Source organism: Streptomyces sp. BR123, assembly GCF_013401435.1.
Lineage (GTDB): Bacteria > Actinomycetota > Actinomycetes > Streptomycetales > Streptomycetaceae > Streptomyces.
The window spans coordinates 1-6,172 of record NZ_JACBGN010000380.1; the positions used below are offsets into that span (position 1 = coordinate 1).

Annotated in this window: 5 protein-coding genes; all 5 read left to right on the forward strand. The window is 72.3% G+C overall.

Annotation, left to right across the window (positions count from 1 at the left end; translation table 11 throughout):
* Positions 1–213 precede the first annotated feature (213 nt).
* Positions 214–693: a hypothetical protein gene (locus HYE82_RS33125; RefSeq protein ID WP_179177914.1), complete on the forward strand. Its 480-nt coding sequence runs from the start codon at positions 214–216 to the stop codon at positions 691–693.
* Between the two features lie 183 nt (positions 694–876).
* A complete protein-coding gene (locus tag HYE82_RS33130; protein ID WP_179177915.1) occupies positions 877–2,652 on the forward strand; it encodes a hydrogenase maturation protein in 1,776 nt (591 codons plus the stop codon).
* Between the two features lie 79 nt (positions 2,653–2,731).
* Positions 2,732–3,787 carry a hydrogenase expression protein HypE gene (locus tag HYE82_RS33135; protein WP_179177916.1) on the forward strand — a complete coding sequence of 352 codons (1,056 nt, stop codon included), beginning with the start codon at positions 2,732–2,734 and terminating at the stop codon, positions 3,785–3,787.
* Between the two features lie 118 nt (positions 3,788–3,905).
* Positions 3,906–5,690, forward strand: coding sequence for a nickel-dependent hydrogenase large subunit (locus tag HYE82_RS33140; protein ID WP_179177917.1), 1,785 nt, complete (start codon positions 3,906–3,908; stop codon positions 5,688–5,690).
* Positions 5,687–6,172: hypothetical protein (locus tag HYE82_RS33145; protein ID WP_179177918.1), on the forward strand; the 486-nt coding region annotated here is incomplete at its 3' end. The genes HYE82_RS33140 and HYE82_RS33145, both read left to right, overlap by 4 nt.

The window sequence follows — 6,172 nt, forward strand, 5'->3', positions numbered from 1 at the left end:
GCCCCGGCGTGGCAGGCCGCGCCCGTGCCCGCCCGGGCCCTGCCCGCCGATCCGGCCACCCGTGCCCGGACCGCGGGCCCGTCTCCGGGCGGGCGGTACTTGCCAACGGCACCTGCCACCCCTCGACGCACCCCCGGACCGCCCCGTTGAGTCGTCCCCGCGCCCACCGCACCGTCGCACCGGGCGCTCACCGCACCGATCTGAGGAGCATTCATGCGTATGACCCGATCGGCCTTCGCGCTCGGCGCGGCCGCCCTCACCCTCACGGCCCTGGGCGTCGTCCCCGCCGCCGCGGTGGAGCAGGCGCCCGCCCCCGGGGCGGCCAAGTTCTGCACCTACGTCGTCGACACCGGCGAGGGCGGGTGCTTCGCGACCCGGGCCCAGGCCGCCGAATTCGGCGGGCAGGCCGAGTACAAGGACCTCGGCAGGATATGGAGCGACGCCAACTCCGGCGGCAGCGAGTTCACCTTCCGCGGCAGCGTCGGCTGCAACTGGCGCTACCCGGAGTTCAACGAGCTCTCCAAGTGGGGCTGGAACGACACGGTGAGTTCGGCCCAGGGCATCACCTGCCCGATCACCCTGTGGGAGCACAAGGACTTCCGGGGCGCCCACCAGACCTACCACGGCTACAACGCGTACGTCGGTGACGGCATGAACGACAAGGCGTCGTCCATCAGCTTCGACCTGCGCTGACCAGGCGGCGGCGGGCGGTGCCCCGGCACCGCCCGCCCCTCCACCACCCGGAGGTGCGGGCGTCCCCGTACGGGTGACACCGCCCGTACGTCTCACCGGCCGGTGCACCGCCGTCGCCGACGATCGCAGGCGGCCGGAAACGTTCCGGCCGCCGCCGCCGGAGCCGGACGCCTGGGAGAACACGTGCACATCCTGCTCGCCGCCAGTGCCTTCAACAGCCTCACCCAGCGGGTCCACGCCGAACTGCGGGACCGCGGGCACAGCGTGGCGGTAGAGCTGGTCCTGCCGGACTGCCACCTCGCCGAGGCCGTCGACCGGCACCGGCCCGATCTCGTCATCGCACCGATGCTGAAGACGGCCATCCCCCGCGAGGTCTGGTCCCGGCACGTGTGCCTCGTCGTCCACCCCGGCCCCGTCGGGGACCGCGGCCCCTCCTCGCTCGACCGGGCCATCGCCGAGGGTGCGGACACCTGGGGCGTCACCGTCCTGCAGGCCGACGCGGAGATGGACGCCGGCCCGGTATGGGCCACCGCGGACTGCGTGCTCCCGCCCGTCGGCAAGAGCGACGCCTACCGCGGCGAGGTCTCCGACGCCGCCCTCACCGCCGTCCTGCAGGCCGTCGACCGCTTCGCCTCCGGCACCCACGTCCCCGAGCCCCAGTCGTCCGGCCGCGCCCGGCCGTACCTGCGCCAGGAGGAGCGCCGGATCGACTGGGCGCACGACTCCACCGACCGCGTCGTGCGCACCCTGCGCGCCGCCGACTCGCAGCCCGGCGTCCTCGACGACCTGCTGGGCGGCCGGTGGTACCTGCACGGCGGTCACCCGGAGGACGGGCTGCGCGGCCGCCCCGGCGAACTCCTCGCCACCCGGGCCGGCGCGATCTGCCGGGCCACGGCCGACGGGGCCGTGTGGATCCCCGAACTGCGGGCCCGGCGCACCCCCGGCGGTCCGGCCCCCGTCAAGCTGCCCGCCACCCTCGCCCTCGCCGGCCGGCTGCCCGCCCTGCCCGAACTCCCCGCACCGCCGGACACCGGCACCGGGGCCGGCCCGCGCACCTGGTCCGACATCCGCTACCGGGAGGACGGCGAGGCCGGCTTCCTGTCGTTCTCCTTCCCCGGCGGCGCAATGAGCACCGAGCACTGCCGGCGCCTGCTCGCCGCCTACCGCGAGGCCTGCTCCCGCCCCACCTCCGTCCTCGTCCTCGGCGGCGGCCGCGACTTCTTCTCCAACGGCATCCACCTCGGCGTCATCGAGGCCGCCGCCGACCCGGCCGAGGAGTCCTGGGCCAACATCAACGCCATGGACGACCTCGTCGAGGCCGTGCTGACCACCACCGACCGTCTCGTCGTGGCCGCCGTCGGCGGCAACGCCGCCGCCGGCGGGGCCATGCTCGCCCTCGCCGCCGACGAGGTCTGGCTCCGGTCCGGGGCGGTCCTCAACCCGCACTACCGGCTCATGGGCCTCCACGGCTCCGAGTACTGGACGTACACCCTGCCCCGCCGGACCGGGACCGGCGTCGCCCAGCGCCTCACGAGCGAGGCCCTGCCCGTCGGCAGCGAGGCCGCCCGCCGCCTCGGACTGGCCGACCGGACCATCGACTGCACCCCGCAGGCCTTCGCGGACGAGACCGCGCGCCTCGCGGCCCGGCTGGCCGGCTGGCCCGGCAGCGGGTCCCGTATCGCCGGCAAGAAGGCCCGCCGCGAGGTCGACGAGACGCTGCGCCCCCTCGCCTCCTACCGCGAGGCCGAACTGGCCCGGATGCGGGAGGCCTTCTTCGACCCGCAGGCCCCTTACCACGCCCTGCGCAGGGCCTTCGTCCGCAAGGAGACCCCGGACGGCACCCCGCCGCACCTGGCACGGCCCACCCGGGGGCGGCGTACCACCCCCGCCCCCGGGCAGCGCCCCGGTATCACCGGACCGGCCCAGTCCAGCAGGGCGTGCGGCCCGGCCGGCTGCTAGCAAGAAGGGTGGGGGCGGCCGCGGCCGCCCCCGTCTCGGCAGGACCCCTTCCCGCATCCCCGCCCAAGGAGCGATCCGCATGGCTGCTGGAACGCAGAGCACGGTAGAGGACCCCACGATCCACATCCTCTGGATCAACGCCGGACTGAGCTGCGACGGCGACTCGGTGTCCCTGACGGCCGCGATGCAGCCGAGCATCGAGGAGATCGTCACGGGCGCCCTCCCCGGCCTGCCCAAGATCGCCGTCCACTGGCCGCTCATCGACTTCGAATGCGGTCCGGTCGGCGGCGCCGACACGTTCATCGAATGGTTCTTCAAGGGGGAGCGGGGCGAGATCGACCCCTTCGTCCTCGTCGTCGAAGGCTCCATCCCCAACGAGAAGATCAAGCCCGAGGGGTACTGGTGCGGGTTCGGCGACGACCCGGAGACCGGCCAGCCCATCACCACCAGCGAGTGGATCGACCGGCTGGCGCCGAAGGCCCTCGCCGTGGTGGCGATCGGCACCTGTGCCACGTACGGCGGCATCCACGCCATGGAAGGCAACCCCACGGGAGCCATGGGGGTCCCCGACTACCTGGGCTGGGACTGGACCTCCAAGGCCGGCATCCCGATCGTCTGCGTACCCGGCTGCCCGATCCAGCCGGACAACTTCTCGGAGACCCTCACCTACCTGCTCTACCAGGCGGCCGGCTCCGCCCCGATGATCCCGCTCGACGACAAGCTGCGCCCGACCTGGCTGTTCCAGCACACCGTCCACGAGGGCTGCGACCGGGCCGGCTACTACGAGCAGGGCCAGTTCGCCGAGTCGTACGACTCGCCCCAGTGCCTCGTCAAGGTCGGCTGCTGGGGCCCGGTCGTCAAGTGCAACGTCCCCAAACGGGGCTGGATGAACGGCATCGGCGGCTGCCCGAACGTCGGCGGCATCTGCATCGCCTGCACCATGCCCGGCTTCCCCGACAAGTTCATGCCGTTCATGGACCAGCCGCCGGGCGCCACGGTCTCCACCAAGGCCAGCGGCGCGTACGGCGCCCTGATCCGCAAGCTGCGTGCGGTCACGCTGCACACGGTGGACGAGGAGCCGAAGTGGCGCCACACGGGCCGGAAGATCACCACCGGGTACCGCCCGCCCTGGTGACCCGGCCGGGCCGCGCCGGCCCGTCACCGGGCCGGCGCCCGCGCGCCCGTACCGCCCCGCCCGCCTCCCGCACCTTCCCGATCCCGCACCCGCTCCCAGAAGGGCCACGGCAGAAACGATGACACCGAAGACGAAGGCGGCCGGCGACGGAAGCGGCCTGGTGGAGATGGCCTGGGATCCGATCACCAGGATCGTCGGCAGCCTGGGCATCCATACGAAGATCGACTTCAAGCAGAAGCGGGTGGCCGAGTGCTACAGCACCTCGTCCGTCTTCCGCGGCTACAGCGTCTTCATGCGCGGCAAGGACCCCCGCGACTCGCACTTCATCACCAGCCGCATCTGCGGGATCTGCGGCGACAACCACGCCACCTGCTCCGTCTACACCCAGAACATGGCCTACGGGGTCAAGCCGCCGCACCTCGCCGAATGGATCATCAACCTCGGCGAATCGGCCGAGTACATGTTCGACCACAACATCTTCCAGGAGAACCTGGTCGGGGTCGACTACTGCGAGAAGATGGTCCGCGAGACCAACCCCGGCGTCCTCGACCTCGCCGAGCGCACCGAGGCCCCGCACGCCGCCGAGCACGGCTACCGCACCATCGCCGACATCATGCGCTCGCTCAACCCCGTCGAGGGCGAGTTCTACCGCGAGGCCCTCCAGGTCAGCCGCTACACACGCGAGATGTTCTGCCTGATGGAGGGCCGCCACGTGCACCCCTCCACCCTCTACCCGGGCGGCGTCGGAACCATCGCCTCCGTCCAGCTCTTCACCGACTACATGAGCCGCCTCATGCGGTACGTCGAGTTCATGAAGCGCGTCGTGCCCCTCCACGACGACCTCTTCGACTTCTTCTACGAGGCCATGCCCGGCTACGAGGAAGTCGGCCGCCGACGCGTCATGCTGGGCTGCTGGGGCGCCCTCAACGACCCGGAGTACTGCGACTTCACGTACGCCAACATGACCGACTGGGGACGGAAGATGTTCGTCACCCCGGGCATCGTCGTGGACGGCAAACTGGTCACCAACGACCTCACGAAGATCAACCTCGGCATCCGCATCCTGCTGGGCAGCTCGTACTACGACGACTGGGCCGGCCAGGAGCAGTTCGTCCGCCACGACCCGCTCGGCAACCCGGTCGACCCCCGCCACCCCTGGAACCAGCACACCATCCCCGCTCCCCAGAAGCGGAACTTCGACGACAAGTACAGCTGGGTCATGTCCCCGCGCTGGTTCGACGGCACCGAGCACCTCGCCCTCGACACCGGCGGCGGCCCCCTCGCCCGCCTGTGGTCCACCGCCCTGTCCGGACTCGTCGACGTCGGCTACGTCAAGGCCACCGGCCACAGCGTGGTCATCAACCTCCCGCGCACCATGACCAAGCCGGAGACCACCTTCGAGTGGAAGATCCCGCAGTGGAGCAACGCGCTGGAGCGCAACCGCGCCCGCACGTACTTCCAGGCGTACGCGGCCGCCATCGCGCTGCACTGCGCCGAGAAGGGGCTCGCCGAGGTCCGCGCCGGACGCACCCAGACCTGGGAGAAGTTCGAGGTGCCGGACGAGTCCATCGGCTGCGGCTTCACCGAGGCCGTACGCGGCGTCCTCTCCCACCACATGGTGATCCGCGACGGGAAGATCGCCAACTACCACCCGTACCCGCCGACCCCGTGGAACGCCAGTGTCCGCGACTCCTACGGCACCCCCGGCCCGTACGAGGACGCCGTCCAGAACACCCCGATCTTCGAGGAGAACCCCCCGGAGAACTTCAAGGGCATCGACATCATGCGCGCCGTGCGCAGCTTCGACCCCTGCCTGCCCTGCGGCGTCCACATGTACGTCGGCGGCGGGAAGACCGTGAAGTCGATGCACGTGCCCACCGGCCTGAGCGGGCTGGGCGGATGAGCGCGGCCGTCATCGACGCCCGGGAGGCAGGCCGCCGCGTCGAGGAGGTCCTCGACCGGCTGGCCGCCTCCGGCGACCCGCAGGCCTGCGCGGCCGCCGAGGAACTCGTCCGCGTCCTCATGGACTTCTACGGCGCCGGGCTCGCCCGGATCGTGGAGCGGCTCGGCGCGGGACCGGTCGCCCGCATGCTCGGCGACGACCTGGTGGCCGGTCTGCTCGCCCTGCACGGCCTGCACCCCGACGACGTGGACAGCCGGATCGCCCGCGCCCTGGAGTCCGTGGCCGACCCCGTCGAGCTCATCGGCTTCGACGAGGCGACCGGCACCCTCAGACTGCGGTCCGCCGCCCCGGCCACCGGCTGCGGCTGCGCGGGCAACGCGGAGGCGGCCCGGCGGAGCGTCGAGGACGCCGTCGCCGGCCTCGCCCCCGAGGTGACCGCCGTCGAACTGGTCCCCGCGGCCCCCGCACCCGCCCTGCTGCAG

Coding starts and splice junctions, on each gene's coding strand:
- HYE82_RS33125 (WP_179177914.1), top strand. CDS start 214: ATGCGTATGACCCGATCGGCCTTCGCGCTCGGCGCGGCCGCCCTCACC.
- HYE82_RS33135 (WP_179177916.1), top strand. CDS start 2,732: ATGGCTGCTGGAACGCAGAGCACGGTAGAGGACCCCACGATCCACATC.
- HYE82_RS33140 (WP_179177917.1), top strand. CDS start 3,906: ATGACACCGAAGACGAAGGCGGCCGGCGACGGAAGCGGCCTGGTGGAG.